The sequence below is a fragment of the Bradyrhizobium sacchari genome (assembly GCF_002068095.1).
Classification (GTDB): domain Bacteria; phylum Pseudomonadota; class Alphaproteobacteria; order Rhizobiales; family Xanthobacteraceae; genus Bradyrhizobium; species Bradyrhizobium sacchari.
The window spans coordinates 66,504-90,554 of the sequence record NZ_LWIG01000031.1 but is presented as its reverse complement, the minus strand read 5'-3'; the positions used below and the strand labels follow the sequence as shown (position 1 = coordinate 90,554).

Annotated in this window: 16 protein-coding genes and 6 pseudogenes; 9 read left to right on the top strand and 13 right to left on the bottom strand. The window is 59.3% G+C overall.

Going from position 1 to position 24,051, the window contains the following annotated elements; genetic code table 11:
- The 3 genes from tnpC to tnpA all read right to left on the bottom strand — a co-directional run.
- On the bottom strand, positions 1 to 1,544 hold a 1,544-nt coding region (tnpC, locus tag A5906_RS27615; RefSeq protein ID WP_136614990.1), incomplete at its 3' end, for an IS66 family transposase.
- Positions 1,545 to 1,613: 69 nt separating this feature from the next.
- Positions 1,614 to 1,967: an IS66 family insertion sequence element accessory protein TnpB gene (tnpB, locus tag A5906_RS27610; RefSeq protein ID WP_080134255.1), complete on the bottom strand. Its 354-nt coding sequence runs from the start codon at positions 1,965 to 1,967 to the stop codon at positions 1,614 to 1,616.
- Complete coding sequence (tnpA, locus tag A5906_RS27605) at positions 1,964 to 2,386, bottom strand: IS66-like element accessory protein TnpA (protein WP_080134254.1); 423 nt, start codon at positions 2,384 to 2,386, stop codon at positions 1,964 to 1,966. The genes tnpB and tnpA overlap by 4 nt, the downstream gene beginning before the upstream one ends.
- Positions 2,387 to 3,616: 1,230 nt before the next feature.
- Between tnpA and A5906_RS46605 the strand changes: the two genes are divergently transcribed.
- A complete protein-coding gene (locus tag A5906_RS46605; RefSeq protein ID WP_488225982.1) occupies positions 3,617 to 3,913 on the top strand; it encodes a hypothetical protein in 297 nt (98 codons plus the stop codon).
- 360 nt (positions 3,914 to 4,273) lie between these two features.
- On the opposite strand, the gene A5906_RS27600 is transcribed toward A5906_RS46605, so the two are convergent.
- Positions 4,274 to 4,849: a hypothetical protein gene (locus tag A5906_RS27600; RefSeq protein WP_080138382.1), complete on the bottom strand. Its 576-nt coding sequence runs from the start codon at positions 4,847 to 4,849 to the stop codon at positions 4,274 to 4,276.
- A 1,732-nt stretch (positions 4,850 to 6,581) separates the two neighbouring features.
- Between A5906_RS27600 and A5906_RS27590 the strand changes: the two genes are divergently transcribed.
- On the top strand, positions 6,582 to 7,928 hold the full coding sequence (locus tag A5906_RS27590) for an MFS transporter (protein ID WP_080138388.1): 1,347 nt from the start codon (positions 6,582 to 6,584) through the stop codon (positions 7,926 to 7,928).
- Between the two features lie 393 nt (positions 7,929 to 8,321).
- Here the strand turns inward: A5906_RS27590 and A5906_RS27585 are convergent, their stop codons facing one another.
- Complete coding sequence (locus tag A5906_RS27585) at positions 8,322 to 8,528, bottom strand: hypothetical protein (RefSeq protein WP_080138380.1); 207 nt, start codon at positions 8,526 to 8,528, stop codon at positions 8,322 to 8,324.
- Positions 8,529 to 9,656: 1,128 nt separating this feature from the next.
- Between A5906_RS27585 and A5906_RS45180 the strand changes: the two genes are divergently transcribed.
- On the top strand, positions 9,657 to 10,622 hold the full coding sequence (locus tag A5906_RS45180; RefSeq protein ID WP_245326940.1) for a leucine-rich repeat domain-containing protein: 966 nt from the start codon (positions 9,657 to 9,659) through the stop codon (positions 10,620 to 10,622).
- A gap of 104 nt (positions 10,623 to 10,726) precedes the next feature.
- Positions 10,727 to 11,640: pseudogene (locus tag A5906_RS45170) on the top strand (NEL-type E3 ubiquitin ligase domain-containing protein).
- 736 nt (positions 11,641 to 12,376) lie between these two features.
- Here the strand turns inward: A5906_RS45170 and A5906_RS27575 are convergent.
- The 3 genes from A5906_RS27575 to A5906_RS46220 all read right to left on the bottom strand — a co-directional run bounded on the left by A5906_RS27575 (position 12,377) and on the right by A5906_RS46220 (position 17,036).
- Entirely contained in the window at positions 12,377 to 14,602 is a 2,226-nt protein-coding gene (locus tag A5906_RS27575) for a hypothetical protein (RefSeq protein ID WP_080138379.1), read from the bottom strand.
- 576 nt (positions 14,603 to 15,178) lie between these two features.
- Positions 15,179 to 16,420 carry a cytochrome P450 gene (locus A5906_RS27570; RefSeq protein WP_080138387.1) on the bottom strand — a complete coding sequence of 414 codons (1,242 nt, stop codon included), beginning with the start codon at positions 16,418 to 16,420 and terminating at the stop codon, positions 15,179 to 15,181.
- 370 nt (positions 16,421 to 16,790) lie between these two features.
- Positions 16,791 to 17,036, bottom strand: a complete 246-nt coding sequence (locus tag A5906_RS46220) for a hypothetical protein (protein ID WP_347337623.1) — start codon at positions 17,034 to 17,036, stop codon at positions 16,791 to 16,793.
- Positions 17,037 to 17,539: 503 nt separating this feature from the next.
- Between A5906_RS46220 and A5906_RS42680 the strand changes: the two genes are divergently transcribed.
- From A5906_RS42680 to A5906_RS45165, 3 genes and pseudogenes are all read left to right on the top strand, one after another.
- Complete coding sequence (locus A5906_RS42680; RefSeq protein WP_161495440.1) at positions 17,540 to 17,689, top strand: hypothetical protein; 150 nt, start codon at positions 17,540 to 17,542, stop codon at positions 17,687 to 17,689.
- 174 nt (positions 17,690 to 17,863) lie between these two features.
- Positions 17,864 to 18,094: a LuxR C-terminal-related transcriptional regulator gene (locus A5906_RS46020; protein WP_283807737.1), complete on the top strand. Its 231-nt coding sequence runs from the start codon at positions 17,864 to 17,866 to the stop codon at positions 18,092 to 18,094.
- 108 nt (positions 18,095 to 18,202) lie between these two features.
- Positions 18,203 to 18,394: pseudogene (locus A5906_RS45165) on the top strand (IS481 family transposase); the annotation flags it as partial.
- A 120-nt stretch (positions 18,395 to 18,514) separates the two neighbouring features.
- Here A5906_RS45165 and A5906_RS27550 read toward each other — a convergent pair.
- Positions 18,515 to 18,850: pseudogene (locus tag A5906_RS27550) on the bottom strand (IS110 family RNA-guided transposase); the annotation flags it as partial.
- A gap of 61 nt (positions 18,851 to 18,911) precedes the next feature.
- On the opposite strand from A5906_RS27550, the gene A5906_RS27545 reads away from it, so the two are divergent.
- Entirely contained in the window at positions 18,912 to 20,348 is a 1,437-nt protein-coding gene (locus A5906_RS27545) for an IS1182 family transposase (protein ID WP_080138377.1), read from the top strand.
- A 69-nt stretch (positions 20,349 to 20,417) separates the two neighbouring features.
- Here A5906_RS27545 and A5906_RS27540 read toward each other — a convergent pair.
- Positions 20,418 to 21,288, bottom strand: a pseudogene (locus tag A5906_RS27540) (IS110 family RNA-guided transposase); the annotation flags it as partial.
- A gap of 239 nt (positions 21,289 to 21,527) precedes the next feature.
- Here A5906_RS27540 and A5906_RS45160 point away from each other — a divergent pair.
- Positions 21,528 to 21,776, top strand: a pseudogene (locus tag A5906_RS45160) (IS481 family transposase); the annotation flags it as partial.
- 52 nt (positions 21,777 to 21,828) lie between these two features.
- Here the strand turns inward: A5906_RS45160 and A5906_RS41775 are convergent.
- From A5906_RS41775 to A5906_RS45155, 3 genes and pseudogenes are all read right to left on the bottom strand, one after another.
- A pseudogene (locus A5906_RS41775) lies at positions 21,829 to 21,990 on the bottom strand (IS3 family transposase); the annotation flags it as partial.
- A gap of 62 nt (positions 21,991 to 22,052) precedes the next feature.
- Positions 22,053 to 22,232, bottom strand: a complete 180-nt coding sequence (locus A5906_RS27530) for a hypothetical protein (protein ID WP_080138376.1) — start codon at positions 22,230 to 22,232, stop codon at positions 22,053 to 22,055.
- A gap of 885 nt (positions 22,233 to 23,117) precedes the next feature.
- Entirely contained in the window at positions 23,118 to 23,294 is a 177-nt protein-coding gene (locus A5906_RS45155) for a plasmid pRiA4b ORF-3 family protein (protein WP_136615517.1), read from the bottom strand.
- Positions 23,295 to 24,051 lie beyond the last annotated feature (757 nt).

Sequence of the window (24,051 nt, the reverse complement as noted above, 5' to 3'; positions counted from 1 at the left end):
TCGATCCTGCTGTGGGGATGGCCGTCGATGATCGCCTCGAGTGTTTCGGCGATGTAGGCAGCAGGGTTTACGTCGTTGAGTTTGCAGGTGGCGACGATCGAGGCGAGCAAAGCCCAGTTTTCCGCCCCGATTTCATGTCCGGCGAAGAGCGCGTTTTTCCTGGTCAAGCAGATCGGCCGGATGGCGTTCTCGACCGGGTTGGTGTCGAGCTCGAGACGCCCGTCTTCGAGGAAGCGGGTCAGCCCCTGCCAATGATTGAGCGCATAGCGGATATCCTCGGCGAGCGTCGAACCGCTGGAGATCATCGACAGCTGTTTCTCGAACCAGGACTTCAACGCGGCGACCATGGGCAGCGAGTGCTCCTTGCGCGCGGCCAGCCGGATGTCCGGCGATGCACCGCGCGCCATGGCTTCGATGGCGTAAAGCTGCGCGATGTGCCGAATGGCGGCCTCGGCGATCGGCGACTTGCTGTTGCGGGCCAATTTCACAAAGCGCCGGCGCAAATGGCTCCAGCAATGCACGAGCGTCCAAGGCCCTTGCGGTCGAACGACTTCGGTCAGCCGGTCATACCCGTCGTAGGCATCGCATTGCAGGAAGCTTCCGCCAAAGCCGTCCAGGAACTGCTCCGCGAAGGCGCCGCTGCGACCGGGGGCATATCGGAACAACACGATCGGTGGACTTGGACCGCTGTGGCCACGGTCGTCTGACGCGATCGCCCAGAAGTAGCCTTTCTTCGTTTGACCTCGCCCCGGATCAAGCACCGGTGCCGTGGTCTCGTCCATGAACAGGCGATCCGCCATGGCCAGGTGGCGGCGCATGTGGTCCGCGATGGGCTGAAGATGGAAGCAGGCGCGGCCGGACCAGTTGCCCAGAGTCGCCCGATCAAGCCGAATGCCTTGACGCGCATAGATCTCGGCCTGACGATAAAACGGCGTGTGGTCGCCAAACTTGGAGACGATCACATGAGCGATAGCCGCTTCGGTCGGCAGCCCGCCGGGCACGACGTGTTCCGGTGCGTGCGCCTGCGCGACAGGGCCCGAGCAGCGGCGACAGATGTATTTCGGGCGGCGTGTGACCAGCACGCGCCATTGCGCCGGGATCACGTCGAGTCGCTTGCTGACGTCCTCGCCGATCTTCGTCATGGCGCCGCAACCGCACGGACAGAGCGTGCTCGCAGGCTCGATGATCCGTTCCACTCGCGGCAAATGGGCAGGCAGACAGCCGCGATTGCGATGGGAGCCTCGATCGTCCGGATCGCTGCGCGATCGACCCTGGATGACCTTCTCGGCTCTTTCCTGCGCCGCGTCCAGAATGCCTTGCGCGATCTCCACGTCTTCGAGCGGCAAATGGAACTGATCTGGTCGTAGCTTCTCGGATTTCGAGCCGAACTTGTCGCGTCGCAATTCGCCGAGAATGACCTCCAGCCGACGCCGCGCTTCCTCCGATGCCGCCAGTGCCCCCTGATGCTCGCTCAAGGCCGCCTGCGTTTGCGCCAGAAGCGCCTTTAGGCGTTCGTTTTCGTCGCGCAGTGTCGCGATGCTCATGCGCTATTTCGAGCACATCGCCGCCGCCCGTGCCACGATCAAAATAGCTGCCGAGTCATTCTGCCGCAGTTATCCCGCCACCTGCGGGCGCCGTGCTTCTTCCGGGCGGACCAATCTCCAATCCAGCCCTTCGAACAAGGCAGCGAACATCGCCGGCGACATGCGCATCACTCCGTCCGCGATCGTTGGCCAAACGAACTTGCAACCTTCGAGGCGTTTGTGCACCAACACCAGACCCGTTCGATCCCAGACCAAAATCTTGATCCGGTCCGCTCGTTTCGATCGGAACACGAAGGCTGCGCCGCTGAACGGATCGAGACGAAGCATCTCCTGTACCTTCGCCGCAAGCCCGTCGTGGCCACAGCGGAAGTCGATCGGCCGCGTGGCAACGTAAATCTTCAGATCAGCACCGGCCGCGATCATCGTGACGCTCGCACCGCACGGATCACCCGGGATAGCTGGTCAGCATCTATGGCTGTGTCAGTCCGCAGCACGACATCGCCGATCGCAATCTCAAGCTTGACCGCCGGAGCCTGACGCTCCTTCAACGCATCTTCCACAACCAGCGGCGCAAACGTTGGTGGAGACGCCTCGCACGGCGGCAACATACCTCGCTGTCGAAGCCGCCGTCGCCAATCGTAGACCTGCCAGCGCGTCACTCCGTGCTTGCGCGCTACCTCGGATACCTGGACGCCGGGCGACAGACTCTCCGCGGCGATCCGCGCTCTCTCAGCTTCCGACCGCACACGACGTCCTGACGGCCCTTCAAGAATCTCCAGCCGGCTCACCGACCCCGCCGATGAGCCGTCCAAATAGACGTCCTTTTTGCTGTCCAATCCCATCCGAAGCCTCCGTCCCAACCGGAGGCTTCTTCGCACAGCTATCCCAGTCCCGATGCAAGGGTTCCCGCTTAGCGCTTACGGTGCTTCTCGTCTAGGCGCCGCTCGCCACGTGCTTTAGCGAGGCCAGGACCAGTGTCGTCGCCGTGGGGACGCACCGTGCCGATGAGGTTCTGCGAGGATCAATCCAGCGCAAAGCACTCAGGCAGAATTGCTTGACGAGCTGCTGGGTCCGCCCTTCCATCGCCACGCGAACTCAGGCGGGGTATCTCTTTTATGGAGCCGCAGAAGATCACCAGATGGAATGCGAGCCGCGGTCCTTGCTCGATCGCCAGACTTTACCAAGCATTCCGAAGCGTCCCGATTGGGCACTCGCCGATAAGGCCCGGTCGTCTGAAGGCTGCTGGGGCCCCCCATAAGCAGCATCACCGCCCCATCAATTTCAGCTCGCTGATTATGCAGTGTGAGCACAAATTCGGGTTTGGCGATCTGCTGATCGTTTTTACCGGCGCGCCATTGGTGCCAACCCGACGCGCGCAGATCGTCGGTGCTAGATGTGGCTGCGGCCCTGTTCGCTGGGGGAGACTTGAGGCGATTGGAGTAGGGCCACACTTTTGGCCGCCAGCCAAACGCGTAACCTGCGCCAGGTTCGGCCGTCGAGCCCATATGGAAGGCGCTCAACGCCACGATTCCTAAATTCCGCAGCGGGATCTCTCCTGGGCAACCGTGACCGCGGCGAGCCCCAACGTCACTTCGCCGTCGAACCCGAAATGGAGACGATAGAGCCACCAGATTGCGCAGCACCGGTCGAGATCCGAGATGGCTAGCGCGCGCCGAATTGCTGCGACCATCCGCGGCATGGGCTTCATTCCGCGTATCGTCTGAAAACCTCGACGTCTCCGGGCCAGAGCTCTCCATTTCGTGACCTTCGATCGGTGATGGCTCGCTGTGGAGCTCGTGCTTCCGGCGATAGATCGGGAGCTGAGATTGATGTTCGCCATAGCGTTCTTTTCCTCGGTTCGAAGCCGTTCACACACGCCTATGTGCATGCGATCTTGCGCTGACCCTACGGCGGAGCTATTGCTTGCAAAACGCTCAGATTTGGTAGCGCCAATAGATAGGACTCAATCCGATAAATACGCTCACGTAATCCCACTGCTACGCAAAGCGACTGCGCCACTTGCGGCGATCGTTGCAGCTAGGGGACCTTTGCTGCCTTTTCCTTGAGAATACCTGAGCGTCCGCCAAGACTATCTAAGCTCGCACCAGCAGGGGCTACGCTGTTTCCGAGTAAGCCTCCACGGTCGCTGGTTTCGCTGCCCAATTCGCGCGAACCCAACCGACATCGAGCGCTGGCTGGCGGCCGAACCCCGTCTGACAGCGCTGGCAATTCTCGGTCATCTCGCGGAGCAACACCCCAAACAGTTCGGCCCGCAGCACACCATCGTGCAGTGCTTGTTAAGATCGCTCAGACGCAAAGCAGCCGAGATGATGATCCCGCGCAGACGAAAGGTGCGGCACGGCCAGTGATCCCCGGAACTGGGGCGCGGCGGCGTGCAATGGGCACTCCGCGACGTCCCCAGTGCTGCCGATCCTGCCTGAAACCTCGGACTGGCCGACAGCCGGAGCTTCATCGGTCAAGCGAAGGTAACATTCTCATGTGAGGGGATACGGGGCAATATTGCAGGCCGGATGACAGGTCGGCACCACGCAGACGAAATGGCCAGGATGACCGTGCATCTTGTGGGCTGCCAGTGGGTCCGATGACGCGTACCCACTGGCGGCGCAAACAATCCATCGGTAAGCGGTGAATTGTCTATCCAGGTAAGGACAACCTAAGTGATCGCGGGGCTCCAGTCCGGCGCGGTCGGTTCAACGTTGGGTTGCGTCTCATACCCGCGTAAGCTTAACGAACCCACCTTCAGCTAGCTCGGCTTTGTAGGCCCGTTCGTTAAGCAGGATTGTTGTGGGGTTATTAGCGGTCGGCATGAAACCTTCTTCGCGCAGCTTGTCCATTAGGGCAGTTGAGGCCCATTGCTCTGGTAGCGGCGTTCCGTAGCGCCGGTTCTCAATGAAGAAGGCCCCGAAGTCCGGTACCCCGGCCCGGCCGGCCCGAACGACCTGGTCGTCCGCTGGGTTATGAACAAGAAGAACACGGTTGGACTCATCCAAACCGGCCGTGTAGCGGTGACCTCGGATTTCATAGGTCATTGTCGGCTGGTCCGCGTCCGGCAAGAGACCCCGGTGGAACAGCCTATCGACCATCACGTCTGGGGCGATTTGCGAACCGTGTGAAAATCTCTGGGGAGCGGCGAATGAGACATCTACCGCTTCCTCACGTGCGGCAGATGATGATGGTCCAGCTTCATTCATGATCTGACTGAACAAATCATGATCTTCCTGTGTCCAGACGAGCGCCGTCGGTGATTCCGGTGAACGGGCATTATCTATCCGGTTCGGATCCATAAAGCTCTCCTTTGTGTTATGAGGACAAAGGCCTCTTGAAAATTTCCCCATCGAATAAGCTGAAGTTCATCACGAATTCAGACATGTCGAGTTTCGTCACCAAGAGACCAAGTTTGAGTGTTAAATAGGCTGGCTTTCGAGAACCTGACAAAGGTCGAAGAAGGGAGACAAACCCGCGGCCGCATCTGCCACGTCTGGTGCGATCATCTCCGAGCCAAGTCTCATTCCGCCTGGCCTCGCAATCGGCGCGCAGCGTCTGCTGTCGTGCATCGCCTTCACCCACCGGCAAAGCTGGTTCGGAGGTCCAGGCGGTGCGGACGGCAGCCAGACCCAGCCTTGCACCGAGCATGTGCATTTCGAACTCTGCCCAAGGACCAGTCGTTCTGGCCTAGACTTCGAGCTACGCGCGGGCCGCTAACCAGAATGACCGCGATAGCCGCGCCAGCGCGTGAACAGACGAGAGCGCGACCTATGAAGGCTCCGGCATACGCGGAAGCGAACTGTCCGCCTGATTAGATGAAGAACGAAATCGCTCAAACGCAAAGTAGCCGCGGCGATCATCCCGCGCACGGCTGCGGCGCTGGCCAATGATCCCGGGACTGGGCCGCCGCGGCGTGTAATGGGCACTCCGCGACGTGCCCCAGTGCCTCCGATCCTGCGCGCCATGATGAAACGTCGGACTGGCCGATAGCCGGAGCTACATCGGTTTAGCGGAAGTTACATCCTCTACAAACCGCCAACTTTGTCCCGGCTGCTATTGACGTTGGGCGTCATGCAGCTGGCGCTCCTGTCAGGGCGTTGGAAAGAGAATTCACCCGCTTCCTGAATCAGAAGATCGTCGTAATTGGTGCGGGCGGTGGCGAAGCCGCCGCTGAAACGTCCACTTCCTCTAAGCGTCCGTTGGTGAGCAAACGCAGGCCTCATTCGTGCTCGCCGAGTCTGAGCAAACGAATGGTATCTCCTGCGTGTGGCGTCACTGGTTTGCCTTAACAGCTTCTCAAGGTTCACGAAGATTGCGCCCCTGACACTCGCGCTCACCTAACAACTTGAGGTCGGCACTCTCGGTGTCTGGGCCGAATAGCCCGGCCTTCCCCCCGTCCCGCGTGACGCGCTCGCGGTGGAGATAGCCAAGATGCGCGGCGAGCGGCGCCGAACGTACCTTATGATGGACGACCTGGGGGGTCTTGATGGTCGCCAGACCCAAGCGGCCCGTGAGCAGGCGGTTCGCCCCCTCGCTGGCGATCAGGCTGCGTCGGAAAGGTGGAGCTCCGATCAATGGTGATCTTGCTCGCGCGCGAGAGACCGCCGCAGGCCGCTGATTGGCGGCAAGCGCCTGGGCGATGAAAGTCGGAGCCCACTGGATCCTTAAGGAGCGGACGTAATCAGGCGAAGCTGAAAATGGCTCGAGTCGTGTTGGTCGTGTTCGACGCCCGCTAATTTTGTCGCAAACTCGCCACAGCAGCGCAATGTCGGCGGCGCCCGACAACTGCGGGAGGTTCTCGTATTTGTCTTGCTGGCAAGGCTAGCCATCAGATGAAGGGCTAAATGGGCCGCGAAAGACCGGCATTTTTATTGCAGACGTCACCCTGAGCTTCGTCTGACACTCTTCAGCCTGCATGTGGATAGGCGCAATGGCGGCGAGAGACGAGTTCGGGCAAGTGGAATGCAACTTTGCGCGATCTGTCTGCTCGAAATGTTCGGGCCAGGCATCGCGCTCCAGATTAGGTCGAGGATGGCGAGGCAATTTACTCGAAAGAGGCTGGAGCGGGCCGTCGGTCCGGCAGACGAACGCCTGACAAGGCGCGCGGTATTGGGCGCAACCATCGGCAATATTCTCGAATTCTACGACTTCGCCACCTATAGCTTCTTCGCAATACAGATCGGTCAGGCGTTCTTCCCGGCAACCAACCAGTTCGCCAGCCTCATGCTGTCACTCGGAACCTTCGGCGCGGGTTTTGTGACTAGGCCGATCGGGGCCATCGTGCTCGGCTCGTATTCGGATCGGGCTGGCCGCCGGCCTGCGATGACCGCCAGCTTTGCTCTGATGAGCGTCGCGGTCCTGTTATTAGCCATAACGCCATCGTACGAGACAATAGGACTTGCCGCTCCGTTGCTAGCCATCTTCTCACGCTTGCTGCAGGGCTTTGCTCTCGGAGGTGAAGTCGGTCCAACGACAGCCTACCTGATGGAAGCAGCCCCGGTTAAAGCCCGCGGTCTTGCGGTCTCCTTTCAGCCCGCGAGCCAACAGGTAGCTGCCACGGCCGGAGCGTTGGTTGGAGAAATACTCTCGCTCACCATGACAAGTGAGGCGCTCAATGCATACGGATGGCGGATCGCGCTATTGCTCGGCGCCGCTACGTTGCCGTTCGGACTTTGGTTGCGGAGCGTCCTACCCGAAACGTTGCACCGCCCAGAGGCGCCGGTTCTGGCCACCCAACCTGTAAGACGATCGCCTGCTGCTCGCCGCATTATAAGCTTTGGATTTGTCATCTTAGCCAGCTGCACGATCAATGCTTACGTTACCGGATATATGACCACTTACGCGCTGAACACGCTCCACGTTTCCGCACCTCTCGCCTTCGGCACCACGCTCATCAGCAGCATAGCAGGCATTGCCGCAGCGCTGCTTGGCGGCCTGCTCGCCGACCGCGCGGGCCGTCGGCGCATCATGATATGGCCGCAGGCCGCTGCATTGCTGATGACCTATCCAGTATTCTTGTGGATTGCAGAGAGCCGCAGTGCCCTCGCACTTCTAGGAGGTCTCGGCGCGCTCACCCTGATCGGAACGATTCCGTATGGCGCCTTCTTCGTGAGCATGGTCGAAAGCTTGCCCAGGAACATTCGTGGTGGCGCCTTCGCGACGATCTACGCTTTTGCGATAGCGATTTTCGGAGGCACAGCTCAACCGATCGTCACCTGGCTGATCTATCTTACCGGGAGCGCTCTCGCGCCCGCTTGGTACATGCTTTTGGCTAGCGCGGCCGGCCTCTTTGCCATGCTGATGATGCCGGAGACGGCGCCACTCAATTGTATGCCCAACCATAGACGAACGTCCACAACGCCACGGCCGCTGCCCTAGGCGTAGCCGAACAGGTAAAGGATGACACATCTATCACGTCCGAAATGCGGAACATCGAGCAGGAGGACGCTGTAGGGCGTAACACGGAGAAGCAATTTATCCTGAAAATTGGACCGGCTTGACATCGAGCAGGAGCTCCTGTCGGAACGGCAGCGTCGCGGTCTAGAACGCGTTTTCCCGTTCACCCAACGTTCGCCGATACGGCAGTTGCGCGTTTTGCGGTCGTGACCAACCAGCTGTAAGTGAGCGATGGCGCTGATTATCTTTAGAGACCAAGAGGGAGCGGCTTGCAGTATCCGCCAGCGTAACCGCAGGGCATAAGGATGCGGCCGCTGACGGAGCAGCGGCCGCACGAGGCTCGATCCTCATTCTCTGCTTGATTGTTTTCCGGTGTCAGTGCAGCTCGCACGAGGGATCGGTCAAGCAAAAAAACAGATCGCAGATACCATTCAATGGGTCATCGGCGCACTGAGGATATGATGTATCGGCTACCTGCACGTTGGCGGTGAGCGGTTGCGCGACAACTTCAGCAGCAAAAGGAGGTACCACCGCGGTTGCAAGCGCGAGGGCGCTCGCCGTCACCAAAACAGACTTTTTCATGTGAGAGATCGCTTCCCTAGGTTAGCCCCAGCCGGGGGGACGGTCTATATGATGATAATGCAAGCGGTAAAATTGATTTTCTTGATCAGATCTATCGACCGAATGGATAAGTTCGGACATCACCGTATCGCTCTGTCTACCCGCTCGGAATCGGACAATCTGTTCTAGGGTCGAACGCTCGACGGCCTCGGTTGTTTCACATCTCGGAGCACTCGAGCAGAACGTGTTGTGGAATCTGACCAGTATGGTCCGGGCCAGGCCACAGTCGGTCGCATGGTCTCGAACATGGGCCCGAACGCACTTGCGTCGCAATTGCACCCGCGATTGTTCATCACCGGGTGAGAGGACCGCGAAGAACCGCTGACCAATTCTCTTGTTGGGCTGCGCTGCAGGACACGAGGCACGGCTTCGATGGAGCGGCCACGGCGGCATGCTTGCAGCTTAGCGCGACCACATTCCTGGCCAGAACTTGCCATCGCCGCGATATGGTTGTCTGGCGCAGCCCTTTCCCGATCCTGTAAGACTAGTCAGTCGAGGAGCGAAGACGCGAGAGTGACGATGACGGCATCTCGGGCGAACTCATCTCAGGCATTGACAATGGACGTCTAGCACAGCTGCAAAGGCCCGAACTTTCTTAAGCGACGAGACTAGTCAGCTTCTCGACAGCTCAACGCCCGAGGATGATAACATCTCGAACCGGACAAAAGGCTCGACCTGATCAGCCCAATCTGGAAGAGGAGCAGCCGGATCCCTCTCAAGATGCCAAGTCTTTCGAGAATCAGGTTTGTGCGGGCATCTCGCAATCTGGTGCGCCGGATCAGCCAGTGTTCGGTCCTTCCAAGTTGGGCCGCGCTCCTTCGTCTTCTCGATGGATCGTCGCCACGATGACAGACCGGCTTTGGGGAAGCGGCGCGTCAGCGCATTTGTTTCATTTTGTCATGTGAGGCGGCAGGAATGAATACAGATCGGACGCAGCTTGATGGTGATGCTTTTTTCTCAGCTTCCGGCACCGAAGGATCCCAAACTGAAACCTCAGAACCCGGCGCTCCCGTTGCGGCGCATTGAGACGAGGCTTTGTCGGACGCGCGGCCGTCCGCTGCCACTGCGGCCGGGCCGCAGGACCAGGTTATGGAGGCGCGGGCGACTGATGAGGGGCAGGGCGAAGACGAGAACCGTCAAACAGCCGTCAATGAAGCGAGAGCTTTGCCGGAGAATGCTAGTGAGGAGCCGGACCTGTCCTTCCTCTCCCTGACCACATTGCCAGCCGCCCTCCCGCGCGAGCTTGAGGTCTTTCGTGTGAGAGACAATCAATTGACGCGCTTGCCTGTACTTCCTGACGGGCTCCGCGTGCTCAATGCAGCGCGCAATCGGCTGACCAGCCTGCCGGCGTACCTGCCCTCCCGGCTCCGCTCCCTGATCGTCGGCGAAAACTCGCTAACAAGTCTACCCGCCCCTCCGGCAACCCTTCGGGAACTCAGCGCTTACAGAAACCATCTGACGAGCCTGCCTGCGCTTCCAGCCGGGCTGGAGAGCCTCGTCGTCGAGAATAATCAATTGACCAGTCTGCCCGCTCTTCCAACAACGCTTGAGGAGCTCTACGCCGCAAGCAACCAGCTGACCAGCTTGCCTGAGCTTCCAGCCGGACTGCGGAGCCTCGTCGTCGATAATAACCAATTGACCAGTCTGCCCGCTCTTCCAGCAAGGCTTGAGGAGCTCCACGCCGCAAGCAACCAGCTGACCAGCCTGCCTGACCTTCCAGCCGAGCTTCAGAACCTGGACGCCGGTGGCAATCAACTGGCCAGTCTGCCCGCGCTTCCTGCAACGCTCCGCGATCTCGCCGCGCCAAGCAACCAGCTCACCAGCCTGCCTGATCTTCCAGCCAGTATTGAAAGCTTGGTTCTCGATTACAATCAGCTGACCGAACTGCCTGAGCCGCTCCCGCCGACGATCGAATTACTAACGGCCAGCGACAATCAACTGGTCCGGCTGCCGGAACTCCCCGCTCCCTCGAAGTACTTGATGTTAGCAACAATCGGCTATCGGATGTACCGCCGAGCCTGCTGCGGCTCCGCAGCGATGCGGCTATCGATTTGACGGACAATCCGCTGCAAGAGCGGCTTCAGAACAATTTAGCAAGAGCAAGGAGTGCTGCGGACTATGCCGGCCCGCAAATCGTTTTCTCGTTGAGCGAAGCCGCAATGGAACCTACGCACCGGCCGCTGCACGAGGCTGTCGCAGACTGGTTTGGGCAGGACCCAGCCTCGGTGGCAACATGGCAAAGCTTCGCCGATGAGCCTGGTGTGCAAGACTACGCTCGTTTCCTCGACCGGCTTGCCGGCACCGTGAACTACGGCCATAACGAATTCCGGCAGGCCGTGGTCGAGGATCTTCGGCAGGCATCGGCGAGGCCTCGACTGCGCGAGTTGTTTTTCCAGCTGGCTTCCGATGCATGTGCGAGCTGCCAGGATCGCATCACTGGAACGGGATGCAGACCGCACGCCTGAACGCCGACATCGAGGATGGCCTGTACGACGATCGCCTCGCCGAGTTGGTGCAGCATGCCCGCGTCATGTTCCGCTTGGAGGCGCTTGACGGAATAGCGCGCCAGACGGTCAATGTCCTTCGTCACTCCAGACCGGTCGACGAGACCGAAGCCTATCTCGCCTACCAGACCCAATTGCGCGATCCACTGGAGCTGCGACACGTCGCCCCAGACATGCGCTTTTTGACAGTTTCTGGCGTCACAAGCGGCGACGTTGAGAGGGCGATTGCAACGGTGCGGCAGCAGGAAACGACAGGTTTTGCCGACTATCTAGCAACGCGCTGGCAACCTTGGGAAGCGGTGCTGAGGCGCATTGCTCCCGAAGAACACGCTGCAATGGACGATCGGCTCATCGATGCGATGGGCGACGAGTTTCAAATTCGGCTGAACCAACGGCTCGCCGAAGCCAGTCTTGCGGGCGATGCAGACGCCGAACGGACGCTCGGACCTCAAATCGTCAACGAGATCGCCCGCGAGATCAAAAGCGAGGTAATGCACCGGGTGCTTAGGGCGCACGGCATCGAGCTGCAAACAATCGGTCAGACCCATCATACGGATTTGCTCTCGTGAGCTCGCGCCATGACTCAATGAACTACCCCAAGCTGATCGGGCGCCGGGCCTGCTCTTCCGGCGATGCAACCTGGCGTCGGGCTGAAAAAAGCGGTGGAAATGATCAACCATTTGGCCGTGTACTGAATTTGTGTCTGCAGCGCTCGGCGCCATTGTCAATTGAAGTGAAGCAGCTCCGATGTCACTCGGCTCGAGATGCTCAACGAAGAATGACAAGCCCAAGCATCGCTTGGGGGGCAGGGAGGCGTGATGCTGGGGCGGTCGCAGCCTTATGCAAGAGTAGCAAACAGGCAGCGTTGTTGTGCACCGCCCGATTCGATCTGTCAAAGCAGCCGTGATGCTCAGCTCCCGAGCATCCGTTCCCCCCCGGTCCGTTGAAGCTCCGCAGAGCGATCGCGTGCCAGTTCGCCGCCGGCAGACAGGCGAAATCACTGTTACGTCCCGACGGCTCGCCTCCGGCATCAGATACGTGTTCTTCGTCTGCAACACTCAGCGGCCTAGCTTCTCGCCTGAGCGCCGACGTTCGCCACGCCCCGAAATAGCAGCTTGAATATGCGATGATCGACATGCTCCGGATCGCCGGCTTATAACCCTCCCGCAAGGTGTCTTGTCTCCAGGGCTCCATCTTTTTGTAAGATGGAGCACGAGGGGCTCGGCGCTGCTCAAGCAATCCGCCGAGCCGATCAGGAGGCATGAACGCTGCCACCGAAAGGCGCACCGCCGTAAAAGAAACAGCTCACGAGATTCCCAGTCGAGCCATCTGCGCCGACAAATGTTCCGGATCGGTGAGGAGCTGCCACGGCTGGCCAGCGGCGGTGCTCAACAAGGACCTACAGAACCCAGGGGTGAGCTTGCCGCGATGGATCACGACGTTCTCGTGCCCCTCGGCGGCCCGTGCGCTCTGCCAGTGCTGATTGTAGCCGCGCTGTTCGTCGGACTTCACGTGGCAAGCGGCGAATTCGCGATCGCCCAGCGTTGCCAATTGCCAGGCATGTACCGGCCGCTTGGTATGGATGTGCACCCACATCGGCCTCGCCGTCGCACCACTGCGCAGCGTCTTGGGCTGCAGCTTGATTTCAAACAGCGTGCCTGGGTCTCCCTTCAAGGCGCGCGGTGGATCCACCGACGCCAGTTCTCCCGCTTCCCGCAACTGGTCAAGGTATTTTTGCGATGGAAACGCATAGGTCTTCATGCAATCGCTCGTGATTTCTGCCTTTCGCTCGTTCAATGAATTTGCCTGTCCCTGAACCTCGGACCACATCCTTTTGAGCCGGACTATTTTTTCGTGCACTTCGGGCAGCTGCGCAGGCGTGAGCAGGCCGCGTCGGCGAGGCTCCTCCAGCGCGGCTACGCAGGCCTCAATCTCCGATGCCTGTGTCTGCAAGCGCTTGATGACGCGACTCAAGACGTGTTCGGCGTCCTCGGGCTTCATCTGGCGCGTTTGCGAGACGGCGCTTTGCTGAGCCGGCAGATCGAACTGCAGCAGCTCGTCCAATCGGTCAAGTAATCCCGGCAGTGCTTTCCTGGAGGGCGCAGCCTGCCACATCTGGAGGTGATCGGCCGCAGAGGATGACGCGCGCGCCTCCTCCGCCGTGGCAAGTTTTTTTGTACCGAGATCCGTGAGCACGATGACCTTGCCAGTCGGGGCCGTGGCACCATCGGGCCTGGCGAGTTGCGGCGCGGGTGGGCTGGCTGCCGAACTCCCCTCGCCTGCGGCCGCTGCACGCCTTGCTTTGCCCTTTCTGCGCGCTGGAGTGCCTTGGCCCACCACGGCAGTGTTTTCCGGCAGCGCAGCCCAAGCCGGCGGTTCAATCGCCACTTCCGTCTTTGGCTGCAATGCCAGCAGCCGCATGACTTCGTTCGCCGTCACCCACGCAGCTTCCACGATCTCGTCCAGCAACTGCAACGGAAGGTCAGCTTCCGTTCCAGCCTCCCTCAGGCTGTCAAGCATGCCGCTCAGCCCCGATGCAAACTCCGAAAGCCGTTCCATGACTCCTTCCAGAACAGCGCGGTGCTCCGCGCCGAGCGCCGCTCCATCGCTGTCCAGAACGGCGTCGCGCGTCGAAACGAATGCAGGAAAAACTTCTCGGACGAAGGTGCCGAGCAGTCGCACGCGACCGCTCTCGTCCATGAGGGCGTCGCGCACGTCTGGTTCGAACGTGTTCGCTTGCGAATTGACCAAGAGCTCCGCGAGAGCGATCCGCGATTGCACGTATATGCACTTCATATAGACTGCCGAGCCGGTATGGAGCCTTAGTGCGGCATCTTCGGCCTCGCGCATCTCGGGAGTGCTGCTTGGCAAGTGGGCAGTAGCCGCGCAGACTGACTGCATCCGCTCCAAGCGCAGCACCTTCTTTCCCCAACACTCCATGCAGGCTACATAGCGGTTCGCAACGCTTGCAAACAGGCGGCTCCGTTGGGCGGGCGAAGCGATGTCTTTGAGCTCGTCGAGTAAGCCTTGTGCTTTCCTTCTGCTCTCCTCCAGATCGTAGATAATCCAGGTCGCCACTTTGTTACATTCTTCAGCTTCCATGACAGTGTCATCACGGAGCCGGCGAGCCTGATCGTCTGGCAGAATGCTGCGCGCCAGATCGGGGGGCAGATTCGCGTAGTATTCCAGAACTGTTGAGCCTGCTTTGACGACTTGATCCATGAGATCTTGCCTCTCTGGCAAGTTTCGGGCGTGCGCGGCCGCTTGACGGCAAGCTTCCAGCTCCCCAAGCAGGCTGCTCAATTTTCGCTCTGCTGCCTCGAAATCGTCCCGCGCTGGCGCCGCAACGTCCGAAGTTGGTGGCGGGTTCGCAAGGGCCGCAGAGCGCATCCGATCCACGACAGCATCGAAGAATTGATCGCGTTCCCCAGGGAGGAGACCAGGCTCCAGGCTCGAACGGCTCCATTCCCCAGTGCAGTCGCCCTCGGCGGCGTCAACCTGTGATGGATCAGCTCGGCCAACGCCCGTCATACTTCATCTCCAAATAGTCGATAGTGCGCAGCCTGTCTGGATAGACCGCCTGGCTGACGACTAGCTGACCAAGAGCATTCATCCGGATACGCAAGAAAGAAGATGAGGCCGTGTTCCAGCTCCATCGCAGCTCCTGTGTTGCTGACCGCATCAGTGCCCGGTGTGATCCGCTGAGACGTGACGGAGGGCCCGGCGCGCCATGCCCGCGAGATAGTCCGCCCCAATGACGTGGCTCTGTGCACGCGGGCCAAGTCATCCCAAACGCGAGAGCAGCCAGGAGAGCGCTCGCCTCCCTAATTGGCAAGCATGTGTCGATCGGCAGAGAGCGCTCGCAACACGCGTCCCACCATACGCTGACTTGGCATCGGAGTTGCCGTTGAGGTTGCCTTTTCGGCATCTCAGGGTTTGCAAGTCGAGACGCTTGCCTGACGTATCGCTTGTCACAGGCACTTCAAACGTCTCGCCGTTTCATGAGTGGCTGCCCGCAGCAATTGTTTCGCGCTCGTCTGCGCAGCTTCAAGAAGCCAAGATAGTTCAGATCAGTCCCCCCACTGCCCATCGGCGGCCGAGACTGGCCTAGGCTTCGATCCGCACGGGCAGAGCGGAATAGCCGTGCACGAAGTTAGAAGCAATTCGCTCGGGTTCGCCGACGACCATGATCTCCAATCCCGCATGCAAAATCTCTTCCCAGAGGACTCTCAACTGCAGTTCCGCAAGATGTCGACCAAGACAGCGATGAATTCCGAATCCGAACGAGAGGTGATGCCGCACATTCTTGCGGTCGATTACGAACTTCTTGGCGTTCTCAATGATCTCTTCGTCTCTATTGCCGGAAATGTACCACATGACGACCTTGTCGCCTTTCCTGATCTGTTTCCCCCCAATGATGCAGTCGACCGCGGCGGTGCGACGCATATGTGCGATCGGCGTCTGGTATCGAATGATCTCGGACACAGCGCTCGAGATCAGCTTGGGATTGTCAGTAAGTTTTCGCAGTTCGGAGGGGTACTGGCTCATGAACAGGAGGCCGCCGGTAATCGAGTTGCGCGTGGTATCATTGCCGCCAACGATCAGCAGAATCAGATTCCCCAGAAACTCACTCGGTTCCATATGTCGTGTGGCGGGCGAATGCGCCATCAAAGAAATCAGGTCAAGGCGCGGCTCGGCATTGATGCGCTCGTTCCAAAGCCGATTGAAATAGTCCAGGCACTCGGACAAGATTGTGCTTCGCTTGTCCCAGCTGTCGATCTCATGGCCTGCTTTCGGAGCTGTAACGGCTACGTCTGACCAATAAGTCAGGAGTCGTCGATCTTCAAACGGAAAGTCGAAGAGTGTGGCGAGCATTTGCGTCGTCAACTCTATGGAGACCATGTCCACCCAATTGAAGGTTTCATTACGCGGCAAACCATCGAGAATCGCTCTGACCCGAGAGCGGATCAAGGTTTCGAGCTTTGTCAGACTTTCCGGTCCGACGATCGGGCTCACGGTATTGCGCTGCTCGGCGTGCTTGGGAGGCCCCATCTTGATGAAACTTTGGGTCCAGTTCTTGCCAGGCACGTCGACAATAGTGACACCTTGCTCTGACGAGAACGCGTGGTGATTTGTGTCTACCGCTACGATATCCCGGTATTTCGTTACGGACCAATATGGACCATGAGCGCTATCTTGACAGTAGTGAACGGGATCATCCTTTCGCAATCGCTCGAAGCAAGCCCATATGGTGTCGTCATGAAAGCGCTTGCTCTCACTTACATCCAGCTTGCTGAGCGGGATAACACACGAATCGTCGACCCTATGATATTCCAATCGCCTGGTCATGATCATCTCTGCAGATACTGCTCTCGGGAGCTTACGGCTTAGGGCGCTGTTCATCGCTTCGAGCTGCCGCGGCGCTTTGCTGCCACGGGCTTATGGACCAGACTACCTCACAGTCAGCTGGGCTGGCCCTACCATGTCGGGCAGTTAGAATTGCATTGACTTTCGTACTTTCTACTCAATGATCATTGAGAGCTGCCAGCACTCGTTGAATGAGGTTGTCCACGGAGGACAACATCAAGCCGAACAGACATCTCACAAGGCAGGCCCCGTTTTTTCGGCCTTTCACCGCTTCCACGTGCTTCTTTGATCGTTCCAACTCTTCCCGCCTGCAGGACAAGCCACGACAACGGTCTTTCGATTTGTTCGCAGGTTATTGGGCTTCAGCCACGAGTTCCCCTCGCCCGTCAACGACGAGAAGGATATCCTCGATGTCACGACTGCCTATGTGATCATCGTTGCCGCGACCGAGATATGCCTCCAACTTTGTCGCCACGAATAGTTCCGGCGAGAGGCGCTTGATGTTCAGTACCTCGTTCAGGGGACACGTGACTGCCGTCTCGATGCCTTTGGCGTACCAGCGATTGCTAAAGCCGAGAATGCTTTCATCATCCGACATGAATCGACTTTGAGTTCGCCGAGCCTCATGCGGCAAATGACCTCGTCTTCCGGAGACTCCACGAACCCCTTCTGACGCAACTGGTCGTGCAGTTGAGCCCATTGCGCATGTCCAACGAGATCAACGATGAGATCTACGTCGTCGGCTGGGCTGCTTAGCGGGACCCGCGGAGATCGTGATGTGGTAAGGAGGATGGACTGCCAGGTTGCTGCGCACGCAAGTGTGTCCGTACCGAGTGCGAACCTACATCACATTCAAGTCGGCGATGGCGGCTTTGAGCGGGCGATACATCCGCGGATTGCTGAAGCCCCCAATATAGGACTGCATAAACTACACAATAGTGAGTGAACTCGAGTCGGTCGTCATGTTCGCCGCCGTCCCTGGAGACTTGCTGGGAGTGGAACACCGAAGCTCGCGTATTCCGTAAAGCTGATCGAACAGCTTTCTTGGCGTGGTTGGCCCGATCTTTGATAGCTGCTCCTCACAGAGAAAAGGAGACGACAATGAAGACCGATATGTCAGCCTATGGCCTAACCGAACTGACTCCTCAAGAAGCATCTGCAACTTCGGGGGGCTGGTTTTGGGCTATGATGGCGGTGTTGGCGGGCCTAGCAGCATCCATCGCCGCTGGCGGCCTCTTGCCTAAATCTTGAAGCTAAAAAAGAGAATGTGGTCCTACCCGTCGCGGGATGCTGCCGCGCAGGTGCGTTTTGAAACGCAACTCTAGGAAGCGAGTCTTGGTCGGACGGAGTTAGATGTTAGATGGGGGATTCGGCTGTTGCTGAACTCCGCGGCAGTAGGGTGCTGCGCTTCGCGCGGCGGTACAGATTGCGGCCAGACTTAAAGTCAGCGAGGCGACGGTGAAGGTGCGTCGCGCTCGTACGATGCAAAAGCTGCAGCTGCGTTCGCCTATCGAGGTGGTGAGGCTCGTCGACAGCACCAGGCTACACTTTGCGACAACGCGCCGTGGCGTCGAACGGACGCCGAGGTTTCGCGCGGCATCTGAGCCCATTGTTCTCACTCTCGCGAGCCCAATGGCCCGGACCAGCCGCGGTTGATCGCCCCCTTGTGACTCGATGGAAAACGGTCAATCGACGTCAACGGGCCCTCGCGACTCTCTCAGGCCGTTAACTGCCATTTTCGTAGTTTTCGCAGCTTCCTGATCCGCCTCGGCCTTCCTCGAAGCTCTGATCGCGGCCGCCCCCTACAAGTTCCACACAGTTCTCACCGACAATGGGATCCAGTTCACTTTTCCACCGCGCTACGCGGACGGCCCGACGGCAAGATACACGACACATACGTTCGACATGCGTTGCCGAGAGAACGGGATCGAACATCGGCTGACCAAGATCAAGCATCTCTAGACCACTGATGTGATCGACAAGCCCTCTATTCGTGGATTTGGGTTATTCTCTCCCGGCGGGCGCCCGCGTGGCGAAGAGCAGGGCGAGAGGTGAGAGCTTGCCGCACAGCCATCATCATCGTTCCTCAGTTGCGGCGCCCGCACGTACTCTCTTCGGTCCGCGCGGATTCCAGCCTGTCACGAAGCGCGCATAAGCCGTTTCGGCCTGCTCGACCCAGCGGCGCTCCTCCTCACGCAAACTCTTGATGTTGTTAGCATGCGCCGGCCCCTTCTGGCCGCGTGTGGCCTTGTGGCCGGCCTTGAGTTCGAGATCGCGAAGCTTTTTTGCGTGGAGCAAGGGACGCGCCCACACATAGCTCTCGCCCTTGGCCAGCAGGTGCCAGATCACGACAGCAAGTTTGCGGGCCGTCGCGAAGGCTGCGACATGCTGACCGCGACGGGCCCTGACCCTGGCTGTGTGAAAACGCTGTGCCGCTGCTATGATTCTCCGGTGATTCTTTTTGGGGGAATCGATGAGGCGCTTCGTTGAGGAGGCGGATCGTGGGCAATGCACGCTGTTGCCGGAATGCCTCGATGATTTCATTGACGAGAGTAATCCTGTCCGTGTGATCGATGCGTTTGTCGATGCGCTCGATTTGGCCGAGATGAGCTTCGAGGTTGAGCCGGCGGCGACCGGTCGGCCATCGTACCATCCCTCGGTTCTCTTGAAGCTCTACATCTATGGCTATCTGAACCGGGTGCAGTCGAGCCGGCGGCTCGAACGAGAAGCCGGACGCAATGTCGAACTGATGTGGCTGCTGGGTCGGCTCACTCCCGATCACCAGACGATTGCCGACTTCCGCAAGGACAATGGCCTGGCGCTGCGCAGGGTGTGTGCGCGCTTCGTTGAACTCTGCCGTGGGATGGGTCTCCTGACGACGGCGAGCGTTGCCATCGACGGCAGCAAGTTCAAAGCGGTGAACAACCGGGACAGGAACTTCACCCGGGCGAAGGTGGAGCGGCGACGCTCCCAGCTGGAGGAGAGCGTCGCGCGGTATCTAGGCCAACTTGACACGGCCGACCGGCAGGAGCCGACGGAGGCCCTGGCCACGAAGGTGACGAGGCTTACCGAAAAGCTGACGAAGCTGAAGGAGGAAATGGGCAAGCTTGCCGCTTACGAGAAGCAGATGCTTGCATCGCCTGACCAGCAAATCTCCTTGACTGATCCCGATAGCCGCTCGATGGCGACGAGCGGCCGCGGCTCCGGCGTCGTCGGCTACAATGTGCAGGTCGCCGTGGATACCGAGCACCATCTGATTGTGACCCATGAGGTAACGAACAGCGGCTCAGATCGGGCTCAACTGGCCAATATGGCAAAGCAGGCGAAAGAAGTGCTCCAGACCGATGCGCTCGAGGCCGTTGCCGATCGCGGCTACTTCAGCAGCGTGGAGATCCTCGCGTGCCACGAGGCCGGCATCACGGTAACTCTGCCCAAGCCACAGACGTCGGGTGCCAAGTCAGATGGGCGCTTCGGCAAGCAGGATTTTGTCTATTTGCCTGAAGAGGACGCCTATCGCTGCCCAGCTGGAGAGCAACTGCCTTATCGCTTCACGAGCGAGGAAGACGGGAAGCGGCTACGGCGCTACTGGACCACGGCCTGTCAAAATTGTTCGCTTAAATCGCAGTGCACGACAGGGCCAGAGCGGCGGATTCCACGATGGGAGCATGAGCATCTGCTCGAGGCTGTGCAGCAGCGTCTCGATGCAAACCCACAAGCCATGCGCCAGCGTCGAGAGACAGTCGAGCATCCGTTCGGCACGATGAAGGCCCGCATGGGAGCGACACACTTCCTCACCAAAACGCTTCCAAAAGTAGCCGCCGAAATGGCACTCTCGGTGCTGGCCTATAATCTGACACGGGTCATGAACATCGTCGGGATCAAGCCGCTGATCGCTGCGATCGGGGCCTGAGACACACGCGGCTCCCCGCTTCCGGGACCGACGCCCTTTGAGATCGTTTTTACACGGCCAAGACCCGGAGAAGAAAGCCCGCAGCGGACCCGGTGCCGTGCTGCGACCCAAGCCGCCTCGACCATCATGCCACGGGCATGGCCGCGGCCCTGCTTGGTGATCCGTCCATGGTAGGCCGGACCTGGCCCGGATTGCCGGACGCTCGGGTTCAGGCCGAGGTCTGCGGATCGCTGAAACGGGCCACGTCGCCGATTGCCGCCATCATCGCAAGCGCGACGATCATGTCGACACCTGGGATCGTCATCAGCCGCTTGGCGCCGTCGTCCGCGAGTGCCGAACGGGCGAGGTCGCGCTCGATCACGGTGAGATCTTCGCCATGCCGATCGAACTCGAGCAGATGTCGTTCGATGGCGAGCCGTTCGTCCTCTGGCACGATCTGCTCGGCAAGCCATGCACGGCCCTTGCCGCCGTACAGGTCGGCATGTGGGCAAGACGGAATCAGATGCGCGTGCAGGATCGACTGGATGATGTTCTTCAGTCTCGACCGCTGTCGCACGATCTGGTTGCGGCGTGTCACCTGCCGGCGCAGCGCCTGTGTCGGTTCGTCCGGAACCCAGACTTCCGGCAGAAACCCGCTGGCGTAAAGTTGGGCAAGAACGCCGGCGTCGGTCGTGTCGGTCTTGATCTTCGGACGCGCGATGATACGCACTTGTATTGGGTTTGCGATCACCACCTTCTTCACCTGCGGCCCGATGACCGCCGCGACCGCTGCGGCATTCCCCGTTGCCTCGACGACGACGACATCGTCCTTCGAAAGCCGTTTGGCGAACGTCGTCAACAGCGCACGTCGCATGTCCACGCGGCCGAGACGTCTGAGTTTGCCATCCTCCCAAGCCACCGCTTCCGCAAAGGCGCGGTGGATATCAAGTCCGATGCGCATGTCTGCTCCCTTTCCGGTCTGACGAAACGGGAGCTGGCGGGCAACACGACATCTACTGATCCGCGCTCGCGGCGCATCCTGGAAAGTCGCAAGGGGCGGCCATGTAACGAGCTCGGGCTCTCAGCCTACTGTCTATCGGCGGCCTGCCCGCACCTTCGTGCTCCCGGTGCCCCGCGTCCCGGATGGGCTCACCATAATGCCGTTCTCCGAAGAGAACAGCCGGGCGAAAAGGCACCACAGATCACATACCGGATAATGGCCAGGTCGAGCGCATGAACCGCACGATCAAGGAAGCGACAGTCCAACGCTACCATTACGATCGACACAGCTCGAAGCTACCTCGCCGACTTCATCAACGCCTACAACTACGCGGTGGCTAAAGACCCTGAGGGCCTCACACCTTACGAATACATCCGCAAATCCTGGACTTCCCAGCCAGAGCGATTCAAGCTCATCCGCTCCAGAAAATGCCGAGGCTAGACACCTAAACAAACAGGATCAGGACATGGCTAGTGGGCCTCTTCGCCTGGGCCATCAACCACCTTCTCGGCGGCAAAACTCGGAGATGTTCTCGTCGCCACGCAATCCTTCCAGTACAATGCGGATATTCTCTTTCGTCGAATACTGCCGGCGGGTCTAGCGCCGAATGTCCTTTAGCGCTTGTTCTACCGGCGCTTTGCCCGGTCCGGATTTCTGCTTCATCTTCGCTCCTGATGGCTATGATGAAGCAGAAATCCTCCTCCCGCAAAAACCCTCTCTTTGTCTCACAGACCCTGACGGCGGACAATGCGCAAAACTCGTCCGGAGACGGGCGCGCTCAGGAGCGTCTTCTCGATCGTCGGGCGAATGGTGCCGATGCCCTGAACAGAGACCGCTACAGTGATGAGGGACAGGGAGACCAGCGCCGCAAAAACGGCGAGCACAATGACCTTGTAGTCGGTCAAGGATCGTCCTGGCCGCCGGGAGAAAATGCCCTCCTCAGGGTGGCCGACTACCGCCGCTAGAAGTAAAGATATCATTCATCGCGCATCATTCATGATTACTCACGATGCATGAAGATCGGCAGCTTCCTTGAACCTGCCAATCCGACATGGCGAGTTACCGCTGAATACGTTCTTCAGCTTAGCGCCGTTTATGTCTGATTATCACATCCGCTACGCACGCACCTGCAATTGCCATGATCCCCACCACCAATCCCGCTATTCCCAACCCAGCTATGAGCGGCAACCAGCTTCCTCCAAAGGTTGCCGACGCTTCGTCTGAAGTTAACTCGACTGCACCATAGGTCGACACATCAGCCTGCATTGTTGATTCCTTTTTCAACTGAGGGGATCATAGTTACTCGGCAGCTCTTGCTGTTGCGCGAATGCGGCGATCAGTCAGCAACATGGCCGACTTCCAGCCGCGCAAAGAGAGACCATCAAGAGTCGTGCCAACTCCGCAGGAAGATAAGAAGAGAGCTACCGAAAACAGTTCTACCCCTCCTCCTTCATTTTATGCAACGGCGCAGTGAGAGTGCGGCGGCACGCGGCCGACCATCGCCGTGTTCTGAATGCGACAATACCGACAATGGATGCAACGAGATACATCCGGAGAGCGCCAGGCGGCAAACAGACCTCAGCTTCCACGTGGACAATCATCCCTACGACGATCGATTGGCCTACGGAGCATCTCGAACGAGAATCCCGAACTATTACGTTCAACATTTCTGATGCGCGTCAGCGCGCTGTATAGATCTGCGGCATCCGCGCGGCGCGTCGCCGCGGCTTCCATTTGCCGGACAAAGCCTTGACGGCGGCCCCGAGCGCCTTCCGGTCGACGACTTCGGATCAAACCGCTCCCGGCCCCAGAGGCGCCGTTTGTTCGTGCTCCGGATGGGCGGGGTCACCGATGCAATCGAGGTATGCGGCATAGCCTGGCGCACCGCCTATGTCTTCCGGTGGACAGCGACCGGCGGCCTCGAGCAAGAGGGGAAGTTCCTCTGTCGTCGTGTTGTCGAGAGCCATGTTTCGAGTTCGATCCCATGGTCCCCAGCCATTGCCACTCGTTGCGCGACTTTGTGCGCTATCCTGTCCCTTTAAGACACGGAGCACGCGGGTTCAGGAGAAGGAGAGCATCACTCGTTTTGCGCATCTGGTGAGCGCTCAGCTCTCACTCTGTGTTTCTGCATCCCAATACCAACAGGCGTGCCAGCTCGGTCAGCACGCATCAAGCGCGTGACTATGCTTTGAAAACTCCAAGGCGCTCGAAGCGCAGCCGGTGTTTTGAACCTGACGGCCTTTGTCCCGTGTCAGAACTTGGACATGAAGCGCGCGCTTCGCGACACCAGAAAACTGGTTTGTGAGCCACCGAATGGAGCCTGCTACCCCCTTTCCCCGCGACGCAGGATGAGAGGAGAACTCGATGCAGATCGGAATTCCATTTCACAGTTGGCACGAGACTTGAACTTGCTACGGGGTCGGTAGCAGTTGCTGACCGGCCACATCCGCGGCTATTGAAAAGGAACACACATGAGAAGCGATATGTCAGCTTATGGCGTGACGGAAATGACTCCTGAAGAAGCATGGGCAACTGCGGGAGGGGAAGGAATCGCTCCGCAGAGTTGCGGTTTGGAGATCCGTCCCATTGAGGGCGGTGGTTACAGCATCAATCCAATTCCTTGCCCCGAAGACCCTAACCCTTAATTGTAACAGTGCCTGCAGCCTGCCTGCGACGCCCATCCTGCGACGCTAGGCAGGCTCTTTTTCATGCCACCCCGCGAGA

Excerpts from the sequence above, each read along its gene's own strand:
- tnpB (WP_080134255.1), bottom strand. The coding sequence starts at position 1,967 with ATGATCGCGGCCGGTGCTGATCTGAAGATTTACGTTGCCACGCGGCCG.
- tnpA (WP_080134254.1), bottom strand. The coding sequence starts at position 2,386 with ATGGGATTGGACAGCAAAAAGGACGTCTATTTGGACGGCTCATCGGCG.
- A5906_RS27600 (WP_080138382.1), bottom strand. The coding sequence starts at position 4,849 with ATGGATCCGAACCGGATAGATAATGCCCGTTCACCGGAATCACCGACG.
- A5906_RS27590 (WP_080138388.1), top strand. The coding sequence starts at position 6,582 with ATGGCGAGGCAATTTACTCGAAAGAGGCTGGAGCGGGCCGTCGGTCCG.
- A5906_RS27585 (WP_080138380.1), bottom strand. The coding sequence starts at position 8,528 with ATGAAAAAGTCTGTTTTGGTGACGGCGAGCGCCCTCGCGCTTGCAACC.
- A5906_RS45180 (WP_245326940.1), top strand. The coding sequence starts at position 9,657 with ATGGAGGCGCGGGCGACTGATGAGGGGCAGGGCGAAGACGAGAACCGT.
- A5906_RS27575 (WP_080138379.1), bottom strand. The coding sequence starts at position 14,602 with ATGACGGGCGTTGGCCGAGCTGATCCATCACAGGTTGACGCCGCCGAG.
- A5906_RS27570 (WP_080138387.1), bottom strand. The coding sequence starts at position 16,420 with ATGACCAGGCGATTGGAATATCATAGGGTCGACGATTCGTGTGTTATC.
- A5906_RS46220 (WP_347337623.1), bottom strand. The coding sequence starts at position 17,036 with ATGTCGGATGATGAAAGCATTCTCGGCTTTAGCAATCGCTGGTACGCC.
- A5906_RS42680 (WP_161495440.1), top strand. The coding sequence starts at position 17,540 with ATGAAGACCGATATGTCAGCCTATGGCCTAACCGAACTGACTCCTCAA.
- A5906_RS27545 (WP_080138377.1), top strand. The coding sequence starts at position 18,912 with ATGAGGCGCTTCGTTGAGGAGGCGGATCGTGGGCAATGCACGCTGTTG.
- A5906_RS45155 (WP_136615517.1), bottom strand. The coding sequence starts at position 23,294 with ATGGCTCTCGACAACACGACGACAGAGGAACTTCCCCTCTTGCTCGAG.